This window comes from Massilia sp. METH4, assembly GCF_037094685.1.
Taxonomy (GTDB): domain Bacteria; phylum Pseudomonadota; class Gammaproteobacteria; order Burkholderiales; family Burkholderiaceae_D; genus Rugamonas.
Genome location: NZ_CP146614.1, coordinates 633,784 through 653,482, shown reverse-complemented (window position 1 = coordinate 653,482; position 19,699 = coordinate 633,784). Strand labels below are relative to the sequence as shown.

The 19,699-nt window shown below is 68.7% G+C and carries 14 protein-coding genes; 6 read left to right on the top strand and 8 right to left on the bottom strand.

Annotated elements, in window-relative coordinates; translation table 11 throughout:
* Positions 1 to 177 precede the first annotated feature (177 nt).
* From V6Z91_RS02900 to V6Z91_RS02885, 4 genes are read left to right on the top strand one after another with little or no spacing between them, the layout of a single operon-like run.
* Positions 178 to 1,863, top strand: a complete 1,686-nt coding sequence (locus tag V6Z91_RS02900) for an MFS transporter (RefSeq protein ID WP_338766465.1) — start codon at positions 178 to 180, stop codon at positions 1,861 to 1,863.
* Positions 1,860 to 3,038, top strand: coding sequence for an HlyD family secretion protein (locus tag V6Z91_RS02895; RefSeq protein ID WP_338766463.1), 1,179 nt, complete (start codon positions 1,860 to 1,862; stop codon positions 3,036 to 3,038). The genes V6Z91_RS02900 and V6Z91_RS02895 overlap by 4 nt, the downstream gene beginning before the upstream one ends.
* Entirely contained in the window at positions 3,035 to 4,426 is a 1,392-nt protein-coding gene (locus V6Z91_RS02890) for an efflux transporter outer membrane subunit (protein ID WP_338766461.1), read from the top strand. Before V6Z91_RS02895 ends, V6Z91_RS02890 begins: the two co-directional genes overlap by 4 nt.
* Positions 4,427 to 4,461: 35 nt before the next feature.
* Positions 4,462 to 5,019 (top strand): GNAT family N-acetyltransferase, encoded by a 558-nt coding sequence (locus tag V6Z91_RS02885; protein ID WP_338766459.1) that lies wholly within the window; start codon positions 4,462 to 4,464, stop codon positions 5,017 to 5,019.
* A 6-nt stretch (positions 5,020 to 5,025) separates the two neighbouring features.
* On the opposite strand, the gene V6Z91_RS02880 is transcribed toward V6Z91_RS02885, so the two are convergent.
* Positions 5,026 to 5,439, bottom strand: coding sequence for a hypothetical protein (locus V6Z91_RS02880; protein WP_338766457.1), 414 nt, complete (start codon positions 5,437 to 5,439; stop codon positions 5,026 to 5,028).
* Positions 5,440 to 5,654: 215 nt separating this feature from the next.
* Here V6Z91_RS02880 and V6Z91_RS02875 point away from each other — a divergent pair, with 215 nt between their 5' ends.
* Entirely contained in the window at positions 5,655 to 6,332 is a 678-nt protein-coding gene (locus tag V6Z91_RS02875; RefSeq protein ID WP_338766456.1) for a response regulator transcription factor, read from the top strand.
* Here the strand turns inward: V6Z91_RS02875 and V6Z91_RS02870 are convergent.
* Both V6Z91_RS02870 and V6Z91_RS02865 read right to left on the bottom strand, forming a co-directional pair.
* Positions 6,313 to 8,343 carry an ATP-binding protein gene (locus V6Z91_RS02870; protein ID WP_338766454.1) on the bottom strand — a complete coding sequence of 677 codons (2,031 nt, stop codon included), beginning with the start codon at positions 8,341 to 8,343 and terminating at the stop codon, positions 6,313 to 6,315. The two genes, V6Z91_RS02875 and V6Z91_RS02870, sit on opposite strands and share 20 nt — an antisense overlap.
* Before the next feature lie 108 nt (positions 8,344 to 8,451).
* Positions 8,452 to 10,044, bottom strand: coding sequence for a methyl-accepting chemotaxis protein (locus V6Z91_RS02865; protein WP_338766452.1), 1,593 nt, complete (start codon positions 10,042 to 10,044; stop codon positions 8,452 to 8,454).
* Between the two features lie 156 nt (positions 10,045 to 10,200).
* Here V6Z91_RS02865 and V6Z91_RS02860 point away from each other — a divergent pair, with 156 nt between their 5' ends.
* Positions 10,201 to 10,941 carry a GAF domain-containing protein gene (locus V6Z91_RS02860; RefSeq protein WP_338766450.1) on the top strand — a complete coding sequence of 247 codons (741 nt, stop codon included), beginning with the start codon at positions 10,201 to 10,203 and terminating at the stop codon, positions 10,939 to 10,941.
* Between the two features lie 191 nt (positions 10,942 to 11,132).
* Here V6Z91_RS02860 and V6Z91_RS02855 read toward each other — a convergent pair whose 3' ends face one another.
* From V6Z91_RS02855 to V6Z91_RS02835, 5 genes are all read right to left on the bottom strand, one after another.
* Positions 11,133 to 14,306 carry an efflux RND transporter permease subunit gene (locus tag V6Z91_RS02855; protein ID WP_338766448.1) on the bottom strand — a complete coding sequence of 1,058 codons (3,174 nt, stop codon included), beginning with the start codon at positions 14,304 to 14,306 and terminating at the stop codon, positions 11,133 to 11,135.
* A gap of 10 nt (positions 14,307 to 14,316) precedes the next feature.
* A complete protein-coding gene (locus tag V6Z91_RS02850) occupies positions 14,317 to 15,549 on the bottom strand; it encodes an efflux RND transporter periplasmic adaptor subunit (protein ID WP_338766445.1) in 1,233 nt (410 codons plus the stop codon).
* On the bottom strand, positions 15,546 to 16,985 hold the full coding sequence (locus V6Z91_RS02845) for an efflux transporter outer membrane subunit (protein WP_338766443.1): 1,440 nt from the start codon (positions 16,983 to 16,985) through the stop codon (positions 15,546 to 15,548). The genes V6Z91_RS02850 and V6Z91_RS02845 overlap by 4 nt, the downstream gene beginning before the upstream one ends.
* A gap of 17 nt (positions 16,986 to 17,002) precedes the next feature.
* On the bottom strand, positions 17,003 to 17,665 hold the full coding sequence (locus tag V6Z91_RS02840; RefSeq protein WP_338766441.1) for a CerR family C-terminal domain-containing protein: 663 nt from the start codon (positions 17,663 to 17,665) through the stop codon (positions 17,003 to 17,005).
* Between the two features lie 564 nt (positions 17,666 to 18,229).
* Positions 18,230 to 19,609, bottom strand: a complete 1,380-nt coding sequence (locus V6Z91_RS02835) for a response regulator (RefSeq protein ID WP_338766438.1) — start codon at positions 19,607 to 19,609, stop codon at positions 18,230 to 18,232.
* Positions 19,610 to 19,699 lie beyond the last annotated feature (90 nt).

Sequence of the window (19,699 nt, the reverse complement as noted above, 5' to 3'; positions counted from 1 at the left end):
CTTGCCCCGCTGCCAGCCTGCCATCCGTCACGGCGCCCCTGGCGTGCATGGCAGGCGGTTGCTCTGCCATAAGTGGTGACTCGCCTGGCCCATGCGCCGCGCAAACCGGCCGGGCCGTATGATGTCACCTCGCAGACTGCTCGGCCGTTTGCATGGATCGCATTTGGATACGCGTCAATGGATGTCTACGCCCCCCAGACCTGGAAGCCTCATGAGCGGCCGATGCTGCCGGGATCGCCGTCATCGCCCCTGCATTCCACGCCGCGCCGCATCGCCTACCTGATCGTCGGCTTCATCGTGGCGCTCACGGGTGGCCTGGGCAATGCGCTCGTCACCGTCAATCTCGTGTATGCGCAAGGCTCGCTGGGCGTGTACCAGGCCGAGATCCAGTGGCTGCCCACCGTCTACGTGATGGCCAACGTGTCGATGAACCTGCTGCTGGTGAAGTTCCGCCAGCAATTCGGCCTGCGGCTGTTCACGGAGCTGTTCCTGGTGCTGTACGCGCTGGCCACGCTGGCCCACCTGTTCGTGCACGGGCTCGGCTCGGCCATCGCCGTGCGCGCCGCCAGCGGCATTTCGGGCGCCGCGCTCACCACGCTCGGGCTGTACTACACGCTGCAGGGGTTTCCCGCCCAGCACCGCCTGAAGGGGGTGGTACTGGGGATCGGGTTTTCGCAGCTGGCGCTGCCGATCGCGCGCATCTTTTCCACCGAACTGCTGGAAATCGCCGAATGGCGCGGCCTGTATTTCTTCGAGCTGGGCCTGTGCCTGCTGTCGCTGGGTTGCGTGCTGCTGCTCAAGCTCCCGCCCGGCGACCGCATCCGCGCGTTCGAGAAGCTCGACTTCCTCACGTTCGCGCTGTTCGCGCCCGGCGTGGCGCTGCTGTGCGCGGTGCTGGGCCTGGGCCGCACCCTGTGGTGGTTCGAAACGCCCTGGCTGGGCTGGTGCCTGGCCGGCTCGATCGTGCTGGTCGCGGCGGCGGTGACCATCGAGCACAATCGCGCCAACCCGCTGCTCAATATCCGTTGGCTGACCACGGCGAACATGGTTCGCCTCGCGCTGTCGGTGCTCCTGATCCGCATCGTGCAATCGGAAGCCACCGGCACCGTCGGCTTCCTCCAGGCGCTTGGCCTGCAGAACGACCAGATGCGGGACCTGTGGCTCGTCACGCTGGCGGCCAGCGTCGCCGGCATGGCGGCCAGCGCGCTGACGATCGCGCCCAGCCGTGTGCAGAGCTCGCTGATGTTCGCGCTGGTCCTGATGGCCGCCGGCGCGTGGATGGATTCGCACGCCACCAATCTCACGCGGCCCGCGCAGATGTATATCAGCCAGGGCCTGCTGGCGTTCGCCGGCGTGTTCTTCATCGGTCCCGTGTTCGTGTCCGGCTTCGGGGCGATCATCGCGCAACCGAAGAACCTGATCAGTTTTTCGCTGATGTTCTCGATGACGCAGAACCTGGGCGGCCTCTTGGGTTCCGCGCTGGTGGGCACGGTGCAGGTGATGCGCGAAAAATACCATTCCAGCCAGCTCGTCGAACACCTCACGCTGATCGACCCGCTGGTGGCCAGCCGCGTGCAGGGCAGCGGCGCCACGCTGGCCGGCACGCTGGCCGACCCGGCGCTGCGCAACGCGGAGGGCGTGGCGCTGCTGGGCGCGGCCGCCACCCGCGAAGCCAATATCCTGGCCTACAACGACGTCTTCCTGTTGATCAGCATCGTCGCCGTCGCCACGCTGGCGTGGATGCTGTTCCACCACCTGTGGCAGCTCTGCACCGCATGCCGGCCCGCGCCTCCCAAGGGGCCGGCGCAGGATGCGCAGACAGGCATGGCCAAGGTCTCCCTCGACAACTCCGGATCAAGATGAGCGCAAACGACATGGGCGCAAACGATACGACTCCCGCATCCACACCAACATCCGCCACGCCGCCCGCCGCGGCGCCGGCGCCCGCGGCCGCCCCGCCTGCGCCGGGCCAGCCCGACAGGCCGCAGCAGTGGCTGGCGATCGCCGGCTTTGCGCTGATCGCGCTCATTGGCGTGCTGGTGGTGCTGTATGCCTGGCGGCTGCCGCCGTTCACCAGCCCGATCGTCTCCACCGAGAACGCGCTCGTGCGCGGGCAGGTCACGGTGATCGGCACCCAGCTATCGGGTTACGTGACGCAGGTGCACGTGCAGGACTTCCAGCACGTGAAGCAGGGCGACCTGCTGGTGGAGATCGACCGCCGCGTCTACGAGCAGCGCTACGAGCAGGCCGAGGCCCAGCTGGCGGCGCAGCAGGCGGCGCTGTCCAACTGGGCGCAGTCGCGCCGCAGCGCCGCGGCCACCATCGCGCTGCAGGAAGCGGCGCTGCGCAACGCCCGGGCCCAGGCGGACCGCGCCCGTGCCGACCTGGCGCGCGTGGAACAGCTGGTGCAGGATGGCTCGCTGTCGCAGCGCGAGCGCGACGCGCAGCGCGCCGCCCATGCCCAGGCGCAGGCGGCCGTGGCCCAGGCGCAGGCGAATGTGGAAATCTCGCGGCAGCAATCGCAATCGGTGACGGTCAACCGCGCCGCCCTGGAAGCGGCCGTCGCCAACGCGGCCGCCGCGTTGAAGGCGGCCAGGGTGGACCTGGACAACACGCGCATCGTCGCGCCGTCGGACGGCCAGCTGGGCCAGGTCGGCGTGCGGCGCGGCGCCTTCGTCAACTCCGGCGCCCAGCTGATGGGGCTCGTGCCGCGCCAGATGTGGGTCATCGCCAACCTGAAGGAAACGCAGATGAACGGCGTGCGCGTGGGGCAGAGCGCCACGTTCAAGGTCGACGCGCTCGATGGCGCCACGCTGACCGGGCAGGTCGAGCGCATCTCGCCGGCCACCGGCTCGGAATTTTCCGTGCTACCGGCCGATAACGCCACCGGCAACTACGTGAAGATTGCCCAGCGCATCCCCGTGCGCATCCGCATCGACCCCGGCCAGCGGCTGGCGGAACGGCTGCGGCCCGGCATGTCCGTCATCGTCAGCATCGACACGTCGGCAAACCTGGACGGCGGGGAGGCGCGCCGATGAGGCGGGTGGCATTGGCGGTGGTGCTTACCCTGCTGGGAGGATGCTCGCCCAGGGTGGCCGAGCCGCCGGCCTCGCAACTGCACGTGCCCGCGCAATGGCGCGCCCCTCTTTCCGATGGGGCCGCGGCTCTGCCGGCCGACCGCGCCTGGTGGCAGGCGTTCGACGACCCGGCGCTGACCGCGCTCGTCACCACGGCACTGGCCAACAACGGCGACCTGCGCGTGGCGCGCGAACGGGTCGAGGATTACCGTGCCCGCGTGCGCGCCGCGGCGGCCGCGCAGCAACCCACGCTGTCGTTCGATACGTCGCCCACGCGGGCGCGCACGCTGTCCGCCGCGACCGGCAAGCCCTACGTGGCCAATGTGTTCCAGGCCGAATTCCAGGCCGCCTACGAGATCGACGTGTGGGGGCGGCTCGCCAATGCCACGGAGGCGGCTGCCGCAACGCTGCGCGGCGAGCAGGCGAGCCTGGACGCGGCGGCGCTGTCGATCGCCGCCAGCGTGGCGAGCGGCTACCTGAACCTGCGCGGCCTCGATGCGCAGCTGGAGCTGGCGCAGGCCACGCTGCAGGTGCGCGAACGCTCGCGCGACCTGGCGCGGCGCCAGTTCGAGGTGGGCTACAGCTCGCGCCTCGAGTGGCTCCAGGCCCAGGCGGAGTACGACACGGCGGCCGAACAGATTCCGCAATTGCAGCGGCAGATCTTCGAGCAGGAAAATGCCCTGTCGCTGCTGGCGGGCGGCTCGCCGGGGACCGTCGCGCGCGGAAAGCCGCTTGCCGAACTGGCGCCGCCGCCGGTGCCCGCCGGCCTGCCGTCGGACCTGCTGCGCCGCCGCCCCGACATCGCGCGTGCCGAACAGGCCATCGCCGCCGCCAGCGCGCAACTGGCGGCCACGCGCGACCAGCTGCTGCCCACTTTCCGGCTGACGGCCGGCGGCGGCATCCAGTCCACCGAGCTTTCCGACCTCGTGCACGGGCCCACGCGCCTGTGGCGCCTGTCGGGCGCGCTGGTGGCGCCGATCTTCGACGCGGGCCGCGTGCAGGCGGCCACCGATTCGGCCGCCGCCCTGCGCAACGGGGCGCTGATCGCGTACGAGAACACGGTGCGGCAGGCGTTCGTGGAGACGGAGAATGGCCTGGACGCCATCACGCGGCTGCGCGAGCAGGCGGTGCAGAACGACGCGCGCCGCGCCACCGCCGCCGAAACGCTGCGCATCGCCCACAACCGCTATGCCAATGGCTATGCGGCCTACCTGGAAGAGCTGGATGCGCAGCGCAACCTGTACGCGGCGGACGTGGCGCGCCTGCAGCTGCGCGCCCGCCTGCTGGCCGCTTCGGTGGACCTGTACCGGGCGTTGGGCGGAGGGTGGATGGCGCCGGCCGGCCGATGAGCTGATCGGCCCGGCTCATCGGTTAAGATATTCCGATGGACTATCACATCACCCTCACCACCCCGCGCCTCACGCTGCGCCCGCCCCGCCCGGGGGACGAAGACGACCTGCTCGCCATCCACGGCGACCCCGAAGTGATGCGCTACTTCAGCGAGCCCGCGTGGACCGATCCGGACCGTCCGGCCCAGCAGATCGCCAAGGATGCTGCCGCCTTCGCGGCGCGCGAGTACTTCCGCTTCGCCATGGTGTCGAACGACACGGGGCGCCAGGTCGGCAACTGCACACTGCACGCGCTGCACTGGCAGAACCGGCGCGGCGAGGTGGGTTATGCGCTCAACCGGGCGCACTGGGGCAAGGGTTATATGGGCGAGGCGCTGGGGGCGCTGCTGCGCTTCGCCTTCCTGGAGCTCGACCTGCACCGGCTGGAGGCGGACATCGATCCCCGCAACGCCGCGTCCATCGGGGCGCTGGAGCGGCTGGGCTTCCAGCGCGAGGGCCTGCTGCGCGAACGGTGGATCGTGGGCGGCGAGATCTTCGATTCGGTCCTCTACGGTTTGCTGCGGCGCGAGTGGGAGGAGCGGGCCGACCGCTAGCCGCGATCACGGCCGCGGGCCCGTCGGGTGGAACTGGGCGGCCAGCGGTCCGGCATTCCCGCCCATGCAGCCGCGCTGGTTGGGACCATGGCGGCATTGCGCGGAATCGGTGGCGGCCGTGCGTTTCGCGGCAGGTGGCGGCGCCGCGCTCGCGGGCCGGGCCGGTGGCGCGGCGCGTGGCGCCGGCGCCGGCCGCGTGGGCGCCCGTTCGGGCACGAAGTCCGGTGTCGCGTGCCGGAACGCCGCCGGTGGCGGAGGCGGCAGGAAGATGGGCAGGCCGAACGGGCCGTATGGGTGCGCCGCCGCGCCCACGCTGGAGAACAGGCCGCCCGCCAGCAGCAGCCAGCGGCACGCGGCCGCGGCACGGCCATGGTGGACGGGGTAAGGGTGAGCCGGCCCGGCTCTGCCGCTGGTATCCATATCGGTTTCTCCTTGAAGAAGGGGCGCCGTTCGGACGCCGGCGGGAGCGCGTGGGTGATGTATCCATTGTGCGGCGCCGGCCCGCGCGGCATCACCCCAGAAGCGCCGGGGGGCAGGCCCGCACCAGGTGGCCATGAAAAGGAAGCCCCCACTTGGTAGGGTGCCGGCACCCCCCGAATTGCTCTACGATGGTCATTACTACCCGGACCCGGAACATGATGGAACCCGCCTTTTTCCGCAATGCCCTGCTGGTGGAAGACCAGGCACTGACCCGCCAGGCGCTCAAGACCCTGCTGATCCAGTGCGACCCCTTGCTGTCGGTCGACGAGGCGGGCGACGTGGACACGTGCCTTCGGCTGCTCGGCAGCGGCGCCTACGACCTGATGTTCCTCGACTACCAGCTCGGCAAGGGCCATTCGGGGATGGAAGTGCTGGAATGGGTGTCACAACATGAGCTGCCGCTGCATACCATCATGCTGTCGGGCCAGGACGACCGGGACACGGTCATGGAGTGCATCAAGGCGGGCGCCAGCGGCTTCATCTCGAAGAGCAGCGACGACGGCAACCAGGTGTTCAGGTCGGCGCTGGACACGATCCTGCGCGGCCAGATCTATCTGCCGCACACGGCGATGGGCAAGGGCGGCTTCAGCCCGCCCGCGGCCAGGCCGGCGGCCACGCTGGAAGGCCTGGCCCTGTCGCCGCGCCTGGCCGAAACGCTCGGCTATATCTGCCAGGGATTGTCCAACAAGTCGATCGCCCGCAAGATGGGGCTGACGGAAAACACGATCAAGGAATACAGCGGCGACCTGCTGGAAAAGTTCGGCGTGCGCCGGCGCACCGAGCTGATCGTGGAAATGGCCCGGCGCGGCATCGTCATTCCACGCAACGGTTGAGTTGGCCGCGGCCGGCCGCCTGGGCAATGGCAGCCTTCAGGCGCTCCGGGTGCATCGGCTTGGGAAGCACCGTCGCGGCGCGGCCGGCCAGTGCCGCCTGCGCGCTGTCGACCTCGCCGGTCACGGCGAGCACCGCGGGGCGGCGGCCGCCGTCCTCGCAGGCGGGCAGCAGGATATCGAGCACGTCGCTGGCGGTGGCGCCGTCCGGCAGGCGGAAATCGGTGATGATCAGGTCCGGCACCCGTTCCAGGCCGGCGGCCAGTGCGCGCGTCTCGGCCATGCCGGCAGCGGTATCGACCAGCATGCCCCACTGGCCCAGCAGCGCTTCCATCGCCGTGCGCACGAGGCAGTCGTCCTCCACCACCAGCGCATACATGCCGCGCAGGTCCGCCGCTATCGGCTCGCCGCCCGCGGGTGCGTCGGCGGCCGGCGTTTCGCTGCTCTTCGGCACGTCGAGGGAAAAGCGCGTGCCGCGCCCCACTTCGGACTTGAACTCGAGCCGGTGCTCCGGCAACAGGGCGATCATGGCGTTGACGATCGACAGCCCCAGGCCCAGGCCCTTTTCCCGGTCGCGTTCGGCATTGTCGAGCTGGACGAACGGTTCGAAGACGCGGTGCCATTGCTGCGCCGGAATGCCGATGCCGTTGTCCATCACGTCGATGCGCACACGCGTCTGCAGCCGCACGGCGCCGATCAGCACGAAGGCGCCACGCGGCGCGTCGCGGCGCGCGTACTTGATCCCGTTGCTGACCAGGTTGCGCACGATGCGGCTCACCATCTGCCGGTCGCTGAACACGGTGACCGGTGTGGCCGGCAGGCGCAGGCGCAGCGCCACCTGCCGGCTTTGCGCGAACGCGCCCAGATCCGTGGCGACTTCACGCAGCAGCTCGTCGAGATCGAAGTGCGAGGGCTCGGGCGCCACGAAGCCCGATTCGAGGCGCGACAGGTCGAGCACGGCGTTGAAGGTGGTGGCCATCGTGCGCGCCGAGCGGATCGACAGCGCCGTCAGCCGCGCCGCCTCGCCCGTATCGCCGCCGTCGAGGGCACGCTGCATGGCTTCCAGCGCCAAGCCCAGCCCGAACATGGGTTGCCGCAGGTCGTGTGCCGCGGCGGCCAGGAAGCGGGCCGTTTCCTGGCTGGCCTGCAGGGCCTGGCTGCGCTGCTCGTCCTTCAGGCGGATCAGGGCTTGCGCCTTGATCTGGTTTTCCTCCTTCTCGCTGGCAAGCTGCGCGTTCCTGCCGCTGAGCTCGACGTTCATGTCCGACAGTTCGCGTTCCTGCTGGAACTGGCGCCGGGCATTGCGTTCCAGCATGATCGCCATGCCGAGGCCGATCACCACCATATTGGCCAGGAGCCCCAGCGCATAACCGGCGTCGGGGAGCAGGCCGCCCCGTTCGGTACCGAGCAGCACGGCGTGCGCACCGGCGGTGACGGCCAGCACCACGATACCGGCCAGCATGACTGGACGGGCGCGCAGGTGCAGGAAGCCGAACAGGTAGAACGTGGCCATGCACAGGGCGACGAAGTAACCGTAGAAGCCGATCGATGGCGGCGTCAGCACGATCAGCAGCAACTCGCAAGCCACCACCGCGGCGGCTCCGGAAAGCATGATGACGTGGGCATTGCGGTCGTTGCAGAACGCGGCCGTCAGCGACTTCAGCACGCACTGCAGCAGCACGGCGCAAAGCACCGCACGGCAGAGCCAGACCTGGGTCAGCGGGAAATCCGCGACCTGCAGGAACAGGAAATAATCGAAGGCGAAGAATGCCGTGAGGATCAGCAGCGCCAGCACGGCGCCGGCGCGGCGAAAGGGCGCGAACCGGTGGGCGTGGTCGCGCAGGAAACGGCGTTCCATCTCGGCGGGAAAAGGAGCCGGCGGCGTGAAGGTTTCACGCAGGCTGCGCATCGCGGCCGCGCTGCGCGAACGCAGGCGCGACACCGTGCGCAGGCGGCGCTGGACGGCCGACTGCCACGAGGCTCCGGATGCGACGAACCACGACAGTGGTGACAAGGCGCCTCCCCACGGGATGACATGCTGATTCCGACGCTGATACCACCAGTATAGCGACAAGTGCCGGCTATGGCGGAGTCATGTGGCGGCGGCGCCGCGGTGTTGCGTTCAGGCCGCCAGCGCCGGCCCGCCGCGCCGCGCCGGCCCGCCCGCCGGTTCCAGCTGGAACGTATCGACCACGCCGGCCAGGTGGTCGGCCTGCATGCGCAGGGATTGCGCGGCGGCGGCAGCTTCGTCGACGAGTGTGGCATTGCGCACGGTCATGTCATCGAGCCGGGCGATGGCCGCGCCCACCGATGCGATATCGCCGCTTTGCGCGCGGGTCGTGTTCGAGATGTCCTGCATGATGCCGGACACGCGGGCAATGCCATCGACCACGCTCTTCATCGTGGCGCCCGCCGTGCCGACCTGCGCCGTGCCGAGGGCGACCTTGCCGACCGAATCCTCGATCAGGGCCTTCACTTCCCTTGCCGCCGTGGCCGAGCGGTGCGCCAGGTTGCGCACCTCGCTCGCCACCACGGCGAAGCCGCGGCCCTGTTCGCCGGCGCGGGCAGCTTCCACCGCGGCATTGAGCGCGAGGATATTGGTCTGGAACGCGATGCCGTCGATGACGGCAATGATGTCGACGATCTTCTGCGAGGAAGCGTCGATCATGTTCATCGTGGCGACCACGCTGTCCACCGCGGCGCCGCCCTGGCGCGATACTTCCGTGGCCTGCCGCGACAGGCGGCTGGCTTCCTCGGCATAGCCGGCATTGGCGCCCACCGATTCGACCAGGTGCTTCATCGACGCCGCGACCTGCGCCAGAGCGGCCGCCTGCGCCTCGGTGCGGTCCGACAGGTCCGCATTGCCGGCGGCGATCTCGGCGGAAGTCGCGGTGATCGCCACGGTGCCGCTGCGCACGTCCTTCACGATGTGCGCCAGTCCATCCTGCATCGTCGCCATCGCGTGCAGCAGGCTGTTGCCGTCGGCGCGGGCACTGTCCACCGGGTGCTGGAGTTCGCCGCGTGCGATGGCGCGTGCCACGCCGGCGGCATAGGCCGGCTCGCCGCCCAGTTCGCGCAGCAGGCCGCGCACGATCGCGGTCCCGACCACCACGCACAGCACGGCGCTGCCCAGGGCGAGCGCGCCGATCCACCAGCGCGCCTTCGCGGCCTGCGCGGTGGCAGCGGCGGTGGCCGCGTCGTTCCGCTGCTTCAGCTCGTTCAACAGCGTGTCGATGTCTGCGACGATGCGGCGGCGCAGGGGGCTGCATTCCTCGACCAGGAAGATACCGTAGCGTTCCAGGTCGCCGGCCGTGCGGTAGGTGCGCGGCCGTTCCAGCTCGCGTGCCATCTGCAGCATCCCGTCGCGCACCTTGTCGAATTCCGGCAGGCCGCGCAGCAGCGGCTCGATTCTTTGCAGCTCGGCCAGGTAGGCGGCCTTGTGGCGATCCAGAATGTCGAGCTCGCGCGTGGCGGCCGCGTCGTCGCGGAAGATGAAGGCGTTGCGTGCCGCGATACCGGTCTGCGCCAGCGCTTCGCGGGCGTTCAGCAGCGGATCGAGCTCGGTGCGGCGTAGCGTATTCGCGCTGTCGAGCGCGGCGTCGATCTGGTTCACGCGCGAGATCGCGAACACGGCAAGGATGACGGTGAAGAGCAGGACGAGTGCGAAGGCCGAATACAGCTTGGTGGCAAGGCTGGCGTGGCGGAAGGGGTTCATGGTCGGCAAATTTGATGAATTCGATCGATATAATGCCTTACTAGTTGCCGTAAATCAACATAAATTGCGAAATTTGATTGTCGGGTCGCGAGAATCCATCAAATTTGTTAAATCGACGGAACGGAGCGTATACTGTTGCCCACACAGGATGACCATATGAGCAATGAAGAAGACCCGATCCTGACGACCACGGCCGCCGCGCGCCTGCTCGGCGTAGCCACCAGTACCGTCCAGATGTGGATGGAAAGCGGCGCCATCGCTTCTTGGAAGACGCCCGGCGGCCACCGCCGCACCCGCCTCTCGGCGATCGCCAGGCTGCTCGACCAGGCGCCCGGCAATCCCCCGGCCACCGTCGGCCAGGCGGTGGAGGCCGCACTGTCGCCGGTATCGCCCGAGTTCCAGCCCGATCCGGCGCCCGGCTACCCGGTGGGCAGGGAAGAAGCGGAGCGCCTGGCGGCGCTCGCCGCGTCGCAACTGGTCGACACCGCATCGGAAAACCGCTTCGACCGCATCGTGCGCCTCGCGGCCCAGGTGACGGGCTCGCCGATCGCACTGGTATCGCTGCTGACGTCGACGCGGCAGTGGTTCAAGGCGCGCGTTGGCCTCGAGGCGCAGGAAACCCCGCGCGAGTGGGCGTTCTGCTCGCACGCGGTGCTGGCCGGCGACGTGTTCGTGGTCGAGGACGCGGCGGCCGACCCGCGCTTTCGCGAGAATCCGCTGGTGCAGGGCGACCCGAAGATCCGCTTCTACGCCGGTGTGCCGGTGCGCGACGCCGCCGGCCAGGCGCTGGGCACGCTGTGCGTAATCGACCGCGAGCCGCGCAAGCTGCGCGGCACCGAGCTGCAGGCGCTCAAGGACCTGGCCGATATCGCTTCGGAAGAGGTGAGGAAGAAGTAGCAGATCGGGGCTCGGCTTGAGAGCCGGGGCGCGTGCTCGAACCCCAAGGCGAAAGGCAGGGGTCAGGAAGCAGTCCGGGCTTGCAAGCCCGGACCGCTACGCCGGCGAGGAGCGGCGTTTTCCTTGCAACTCGGGCTGCGCCCCCGGATCTTGCACCTGGGGCCAGCTCGAAGGAACGGCACTTATGAAGCTCAATGCCCGCCCGCCTTGCCCGGCTCGGCCGCGCGCGGCAGGTTTGCCGCGCCGCCGTGCTGGTGCTCGACGTGTTCGCCGTGCGGGTGATCCTTGTGCCGCAGCTTGCGCACCATGCGCGCGATCCAGTGCTCGATATCGTCCACGTAGGTGAACACGGCGGGCACCACCAGCAGGCTCAGCAGCGTGGACGTGATCAGGCCGCCGATCACCGTGATCGCCATCGGCGCGCGGAAGCTGGGGTCGGCGCCCAGGCCCAGCGCCAGCGGCATCATGCCGGCACCCATCGCGATGGTCGTCATCAGGATCGGCCGGCTGCGCTTGTGGCAGGCATCGACGAGGGCGTCGGTGCGGCTCATGCCTGCCTGGCGCGCCAGGATCGCATAGTCGACCAGCAGGATCGAGTTCTTCGTCACGATCCCCATCAGCATGATCAGGCCGATCATCGACGGCATCGACAGCGCATTGCCCGTGATGAGCAGCAGCACGATGGCGCCGCCGATGGACAGGGGCAGGGCGGCCAGGATCGTGACCGGCTGCATGAAGTCCTTGAACAGCAGCACGAGCACGCCGTAGATGCACAGCACGCCGATCGCCATGGCGATGCCGAAGCTGGCGAACAGCGCGGCCATCTCCTGCGCATCGCCCAGCTCGGCGATGCGCACGTTCGGCGGCAGGTTGGCCAGCGCCGGCAGCGCGCGCGCCTCGGCATTGAGCTCGCCCAGCGAGCGGCTGCCCAGTTCCACGTCCAGCGTCACATTGCGGCTGCGGTTCAGGCGGTCGATCTGGGCCGGGCCGGATTCCATCGTGATCGTCGCCACATTGGCCAGCAGCACCGGACCGTTACGGCCCGGCACCGTCAGGCGCCCGATCGCGTCGAGGTCGGCGCGCACGGGGTCGGGCAGCTTGACGCGGATCGGCACCTGGCGCTCCGGCAGGTTCATCTTCGTCAGGTCGAAGTCGTAGTCGCCGGCCGTGGCCACGCGCACGGTCTCGCCGATCGAAGCGGCCGTCACGCCCAGGTCGGCGGCGCGGGCGAAGTCGGGCCGCACGATGATCTCGGGCCGCACCAGCGAGGCCGACGAGGTGACGTTGCCGATGCCCTGCAGTGTGCGCAGCTCGCGCTCGGCGCGCCGCGCGGCGGCGATCAGCGCCTCGGGGTCTTCCGATTGCAGCACCAGCTGCATCTTCACGCCCGTATCCGGCGGGCCCACGGTGAAGCGCGCGCCGGCGATATTGCCCAGCTGGCGCCGCAGCAGCGAATCGATCTCGGCCATCGTTTCATCGCGATCGGTGCGGTGCACGGTGGTGATGGTGAGCACGGCGCGGCGCGCCTCGGCCGCGGCACCCGGTGCGAACGCGTCGCCGGAAGAGCCGCCGCCGATCGAGCTGAATACGCCCGTGATGCCGGGCACGCGCATTGCCGCCTGCCGCGCCTGCTCGGCCACCTCGCGCGTCTGCGCCAGCGTGGAGCCGGGCGGCAGTTCCACGTTCACCTGGGTCTGCGCGCGGTCGGCCGGCGGCACGAAGCCCGTCGGCAGCAGGCCGACCAGCATGATCGAGCACACGAAGAACACGGCCGAGGCGATGGCCGTCACGGCGCGGTGCTTCAGGCACCATTTCATGGTGCGCAGGTAGCGCGTCATGATCGGGCCGTCCCGCTCCTGCTCATCCTCATGCTTGCGCTTGATGGGTTTCAGGAGGTACGCGGCCATCATCGGCGTCAGCAGGCGCGCCACCACCAGCGAGGCGAGCACCGCCAGCACGGCGGTCCAGCCGAACTGCTTGAAGAACTTGCCGGGAATGCCGCCCATGAAGGCGGTGGGCAGGAACACGGCCACCAGCGCGAACGTGGTGGCGATCACGGCCATGCCGATCTCGTCGGCCGCCTCCAGCGCCGCCTGCATCGGCGTCTTGCCCATCTGCAGGTGGCGTTCGATGTTCTCGATCTCCACGATCGCATCGTCCACCAGCACGCCCACCACGAGGGCCAGCGACAGCAGGGTCACCGTGTTGAGCGTGTAGCCGAACCAATAGATGCCCAGGAAGGCGGGCAGCACGGAAAGGGGCAGGGCGGCCGACGCCACCAGCGTGGCGCGCCAGTCGCGCAGGAACCAGAACACCACGATCACGGCCAGGATCGCGCCTTCGTACAGCAGCTCCATCGAGCCTTCGAAGTTTTCCTCGACCGGGAAGGCGTTGTCGATCACCTGCTTCATTTCCAGGTTCGGGTGGTTCTTGCGCAGCTGTTCCACGGCCGCGGCCACGCCCTCGGCCACCGCGGTCTCGCTGGCACCCTTGGTGCGGAACACCTCGAACGCGACGACCGGCTTGCCGTCCTGCGTGGCGACGGCGCGCGGTTCGGCGACGGTGTCCGTCACCTTGGCCACCTGGTCCAGCCGCACGTGGCGGCCATCGCCCAGCGGAATGTCCATCTTCGCCAGTTCCTGGGCCGACTGCACGGTACCGATGGTGCGCACCGATTGCTCGGCGCCCGATACGTCGCCGCGCCCGCCCGGCGCCTCGCGCTGGACGAGGCGCAGCTGGCGCGACACATCGAGTGCCGAGACGCGCAGCGCGGCCATCTGGGCATCGTCCAGCTCCACGCGGATCTCGCGGTCCACGCCGCCCACGCGCTTGACGGAGCCGACGCCCGGCACCGTCAGCAGCCGCTTGGCCACGGTGTTATCGACGAACCAGGACAGGTCCGCATCGTCGATGCGCGTGGTGCCCGGCTTGCTGGCCACGATGAACGTGGTGATCACGCGGCCCGCGGTCGACACCTTGCTGACGACCGGTTCACGCAATTCGGCCGGCATGTCGGCGCGCACCTGGGAGACGGCGTCGCGCACCTCGTTCACGCCGTCGGAGATGTTCTTCTCGAGGATGAACTCGACGGTGACCGTGGCCACGCCGTCGAGCACCTTCGTGTAGATGTTCTTCACGCCTTGCAGCGTGGCCACCGAATCCTCGATCTTGCGCGCGACCTCGGTTTCCAGCTGGGCCGGCGCGGCGCCCGGCAGCGTGGCGCTGACGGTGACGATCGGCAGTTCGATGTCCGGAAAGTCCTGCACCGGGTTGGCCTTGTAGGCCAGCAGCCCCGCCAGCGTGAGCAGGGTGAAGAGCATGATCGCCGGAATCGGATTCCGGATCGACAGGGCGGAAAAGTTCATCGCATGTCCTTCATTTCACGGTGCGCTGCGCCGGCGCGGCGGCGGCGGCCGGTGCCGCCGCCGGTGCCGAATTCGCGACCCGCACCAGGTCGCCGTCGTTCAGGAAGCCGGCGCCGTTCAGCACCACCGGCATGTCGGCCGTGACACCGGAGAGGATCTCGACCCGGTCGCCGGTACGCCGCCCGGTCTGCACCTTCAACTGGCTCACGCGGGAATCGGCGTTGAGCCGGAACACATAGGGAAAGCCGTCGCGCACCACCACGGCCGGCTGCGGCAAGGTCAGCGCGCCCGACGTGCCCAGTTCGAAATGGCCGCTGGCGAACATGCCCGCCTTGAACGGCGCATTGCTGCGTGAATCCGGTGGCAGGTCGACGTAGACGAGCGCCGAGCGGGTTTGCGCGTCCACCGTGGGCGCGATCATGCGCACCTTGCCCGCCAGCTCGCTGCCATTGGCGGCTTTCACCACCGCGGTGGAACCGATGCGGATGCTTTTCAGCTCGGCGGCCGTGACCTCGGCCCGCCATTCGAGGCGGCCCTGGCGGATCATGCGGAACAGTTCCGTGCCGGGACCGATCACGGCGCCGACCGTGGCGCTGCGCGCGGAGATCACACCGGCATCCGGCGCCACCACCTGCGTGTACTTCAGGCGCAGCTGCTGCGAAGCCAGCGTGGCGCGCGCCGATTCGATGCGCGCATTGGCCGTCTGCTCGGCCGTCAGGTATTGCGAGATCTGCTGCTCGGACAGCGCGCCCGATGCCTGCACGGCGCGCGCCCGCTTCGCATTGGCCTGCGCCTCGGCGGCATTGGCCTGGGCTTCGGCCAGCGCGGCCTTCGCCTGCGCCACGTCCGCGTTCACGGTATCGGCCGAGAACACGGCCAGCACCTGGCCCTTCTTCACCACGTCGCCCACGTTCACGCGCACCTCGGTCAGCCGCAAGCCGTTCGACTCGCTGCCGATCGACGCTTCCTGCCACGCCGCCACGTTGCCGTTCGCGGTCAGGCGCAGCGGCAGCGTGGCCGATTGCGGCCGGGTGGTCGACACGGTCAGCGCCGGGGTGGCGGTGGCCGGTTTCTTTTCATCCGCGGCACTGGAGGCGGGGCTGTACAGCGCCACGCCGGCGCCGCCGAGCGCGACGGCGGCCAGCAGGGCCAGCGCGAGCGGTTTGGCGCCCGGCTTGATGTTGAGCTTGGTGTTGAGCTTGATGTTGGGCTTGGTGTTGAGCTCGTGTTGGGTCTCGTTCATTGGTTGCTCGCGGAGGATATTGCAGATGAGTTTGCCGATGCGTTCAAGATGTCGCGGTTCCAGCCGCCGCCGGCGGCGCGGTACAGGGCGATCCACGCGGCGCTGCGTTCGCGCTGCACGGCGATCACCGCGTTCTCGGCGGCCAGGCGCGTGCGCCGCGCGTCTTCCAGCTGCAGCAGGCTGCCCATGCCGTTCCTGTACAGGTCTTCGGCGGCGGTGAAAGAAGCGCGGTAGCCTTCCAGCGATGCCTGCGCCTGCACGGCGCGCAGGTCGGTGCCCTGCAGGTTGACGAGCGCCTGTTCCACTTCGGCGACGGCCTGGCGGACGCTGCCCCGGTAGGTGGTCACGGCCGCCTCGTAGCGTTCGCGAGCCGCCTCGACGGAGGCGCGGCGCCGGCCGGCATCGAATACCGGCAGCGTCATCTGCACCGGGCCGATCGTCCACGTGCCGGCGGTCACGCTCTCGCCGGCGGCGTGGACCTGGCCGCGGCCGATCGAACCCGCGATGGTCAGCCGCGGAAAGCGCTGGGCGCGCGCGCCGGCCACCTCGAAGCTCGCGGCGGCCACTTCGCGCTCGGCGTTGAACACGTCCGGCCGCTGGGCCAGCGTCTCGGCCGGGAGCGACGCTAGCGCGATGCCCTGTGCCGGCGACAGTTCCGCCGTGGCGTCGGCCAGGCGCTTGCGCAGCTCGGGTTCGGCCATCGCGGTCAGGGCGACCAGCGTCTTCACGTCCACCTCGCACTGGGCGCGCTGGGCGATCTCGCGGTTGGCGCCGTCGGCCGCGCTGGCGCGCGCCAGGGCCAGGTCGGCCGGCGCCGCGAAGCCCGCCCGTGCCGTCAGTTCCGTCAGCCGCGCCGTGTCGGCGCGCGAGGCGGCGTCCTGCCGGGTCACGTCCAGCAGCCGTTCGCAGGCGCGGTACTGGTAATAGGTGTTCGCGGTGTCCGCCGCCACCGTCACGCGGGCGTCGTGCCAGCCGGCCTGCGCGCCTTCGTAGCGGGCCTGCGTCGCGTCGCGCACGGCGCGGTTGGCGCCGAAGATGTCGATTTCCCACGCGGCCTGGAAATAGCCCTGCGAGGTGGTGTTCACCGGCAGCGCTGCGCTTTGCTGGCTGGACCGGGTCGAGGTCAGCGCCCCGTCGACGGTGGGCGCCAGTGCCGCGCCGGCGGCCACGCGCGCCTCGCGCGCCTGGGCGAGCCGGCTGCGCGCCGCCGCCACGGTGGGGCTCACGGCCTGCGCCGCTTCCACCAGCTCGGCCAGCAGCGGATCGCCCTGGCTGCGCCACCAGAGCGACAGTTGCGCGACGGTGCCGCCGTGCGGCAGCGGCGCATGCCACGCCTCGGGGCCCTGGGCGTCGACCCTGGCCGGCGGGGCGGACAGCGCGCAACCGCCCAGCACCAGCGCGGCGGCCAGCGCCAGGGGCGTCTTCAATGCGTTCATGGACATTACCGCTGACTTCATGCTGCTCCTTTCTTTCTCTTTTCCTGTTCGGCGACCACGATCGCTTCGGCATAGTCGACCAGCCGGGGAATCCAGTCGTGCAGCGCATTCGGCCCTGTCACCAGTTGCGGCGTGACGGCGGCCACGATATCCAGCGAGATCATCAGGTGCGCGCCCAGCGCCGCGACGGCGTGCACCAGGCGGCGCACCTCGTCGTCCACCGGCACTTCGAGGTGGCGCGCCAGCACGGCGGCCAGGGCTTCGAATTCCGGGCGGATGCCGTTGTCGATCTCGTTCTGCCAGATGCCGGTGGGTTCCAGCACCTCGCGCAGCCACATGCGCAGCCGCAGCTGGGCCGTATCGTCTTCCAGCATCGGCGCCAGCATCTGCGTGTAGTAGCCATTCAGTACCTGGCGCAGCGTGAAGCCGGGCTGGTCGAACTGGGCGATGTTCTTTTCGGGCGGCGGCATGAAATCGGTCAGCGCGGCGCGGTACAGCCCCGCCTTGTCGCCGAAGTAATAGGCGATCGCCGCCACGTTGGCGCCGGCCGCCAGCGCAATCTCGCGCGTGGACGTGGCGTTGAATCCCTGGGCCCCGAACAGGCGCATGGCGGCCTGCAGCAGGCGCTCGCGCGATTGTTCGCCATCGGAGCGGGTCTTGCGTGTTTGTTTTTCAGCCATTCCTGATTAAAACATAAAATTCAAACGTTTGATATAAGTAAAGCGATTGTTTAGTTACCGCAGCGGCAGCCCGAAGAACAGCGCCGAAAAGTTTCCTGAAACCGGGGTCAGACCCCGTTTCCAGGCAATATTTACCAAAACCGGGTCTGACCCCGGTTTGTGGAAACATTTGCTTGGGGGATGACGAGGGGCGGGCGGTGGGCGCGCGGGGGAAGGAGGCCGGGCAAAAAAAATGCCCGCGAGCCGAAGGCTGCGGGCGAGGTCCAATTGTTCGGAGAACGCTTGGAGGAGACGGTTTCACTATAGCCCGGTTTATGTTGCGCTGCAATACCGTAAAACTACCGTGCGTGCCCCATTGCCCACGCGGAAGCGTTTCCAGACGTTATGTGCAGTGCATCAAAATTCGGCGATCGGGCGTGCGGGCGAATAACGGCAAGCTGAAGTGCGGGGTTTGCCAAGCGATCTTCAGCTGAGTAGCGGCGCGACCCACAGGGCGAGCACAAGCATGCTCCCCGCACATTTTTTTGCGGTTGCGTAAAACACACGCGGCTATGAATGCGCTGGTTACTTTGGCGTGGCAAGCGCGGCCTGGTTGGTGCGCTTGAGCTGTAACGTGAACTTGCTGCCCTTGCCGAATTCGCTCGTGAAGAACAGCGAGCCACCCAATACGTTGGCCAGGTTCTGGCACAGGTAGAGGCCCAGCCCCGCGCCTTCGGCGTGGCGGGTCGACGTGGAGTCCAGTTGCGAGAATGCCTGGAACAGCTTGGCCTGGTCTTCCTCGCGGATACCGGCGCCCGTGTCGGACACCGAGAATTCCGTGGCCGACGTGCCATCGTCGAGGGGGCGCCGCCCCAGTTCCACGCGCACGGTTCCCTTCTCCGTGAACTTGATGGCATTGTTGGCAAGATTGATCAGGATCTGCTTCAGGGCGCGCCGGTCCGTATCGAGGGCGATCGGTTGCTCGTCCAGCACCACTTCCAGCGCCAGGCCTTTCTGGGACGCCAGCGGCCGCAGCGTCTCGGCCACTTCGCGCACCACGTCCTGGCATTGCACGCGCTCGATCGACAGCGTGACCTTGCCGGCCTCGATCTTGGCCACGTCGAGGATATCGTTGATCAGCGAAAGCAGGTGGCGGGCCGAGCCGCGGATCGTGTTGAGCTGCTTTTCCTGCTCTTCCGTCAGCGGGCCGGGCAGCTTCATCAGCAGCGCGCCCGTGAACCCGATGATGGCGTTCAGCGGCGTGCGCAACTCGTGCGACATATTGGCGATGAAGGCCGATTTCATCCTGCTCGCCTCGCCCAGTTCCACGTTCTTCAGCGCAATCTCGCGGTTGATCGTTTCCAGCTGCCCCGCGTGGTGCGCCAGGCGCATGTTCAGTTCGATGACCTGGCGCTCGCGCGCCTGCAATTCGCTGTTGACCTGCACCGCCTGTTCGTAGGTGGAAATCAGGAGGTCGAGGATCTGCTGGCGCTCGGCATTGATGAAGTGCTTCTGCTCGCCCAGGTAGAGGGCGATGCCCACCTCCATGTTCTGGTCCTTGCGCAGCTTCTGGTTGACCAGCATGTGGCCGATGCGGTTGAGCAGGTAATCTTCCGCGTACGGCTTGCGGATGAAATTGTCGGCGCCGCACTCGATGCCGCGGATGATGTCCTTCGGATCGTTGAGCGACGTGACGAGGATGACGGGAATGTCGCGCATCGCCGAATCGGCCTTGATTGCGCGGCACAGCTCATAGCCATCCATCTCGGGCATCACGATGTCCGACAGCACGAGGTGCGGCTTGCGCGCCTGGATCGCTTCCAGCGCCAGCCGGCCGTTGCCCGCCACGCGCGCCTTGTAGCGCACGGACTGGATCAGCCGCCGCAGCCGCTCGGCCTGCGTCGGGCTGTCCTCGACGATCAGTATCTCGATTTCATCCGGTTCGATTTCGTAGGTGGAATCCACACGCGTGCCCTGTGCTGTCATCGATGTATGTCCGACTATAAATGAAATGCAGGCGCGACGGCGCCCAACGTGGCGCCTGCCGGCGCCTTG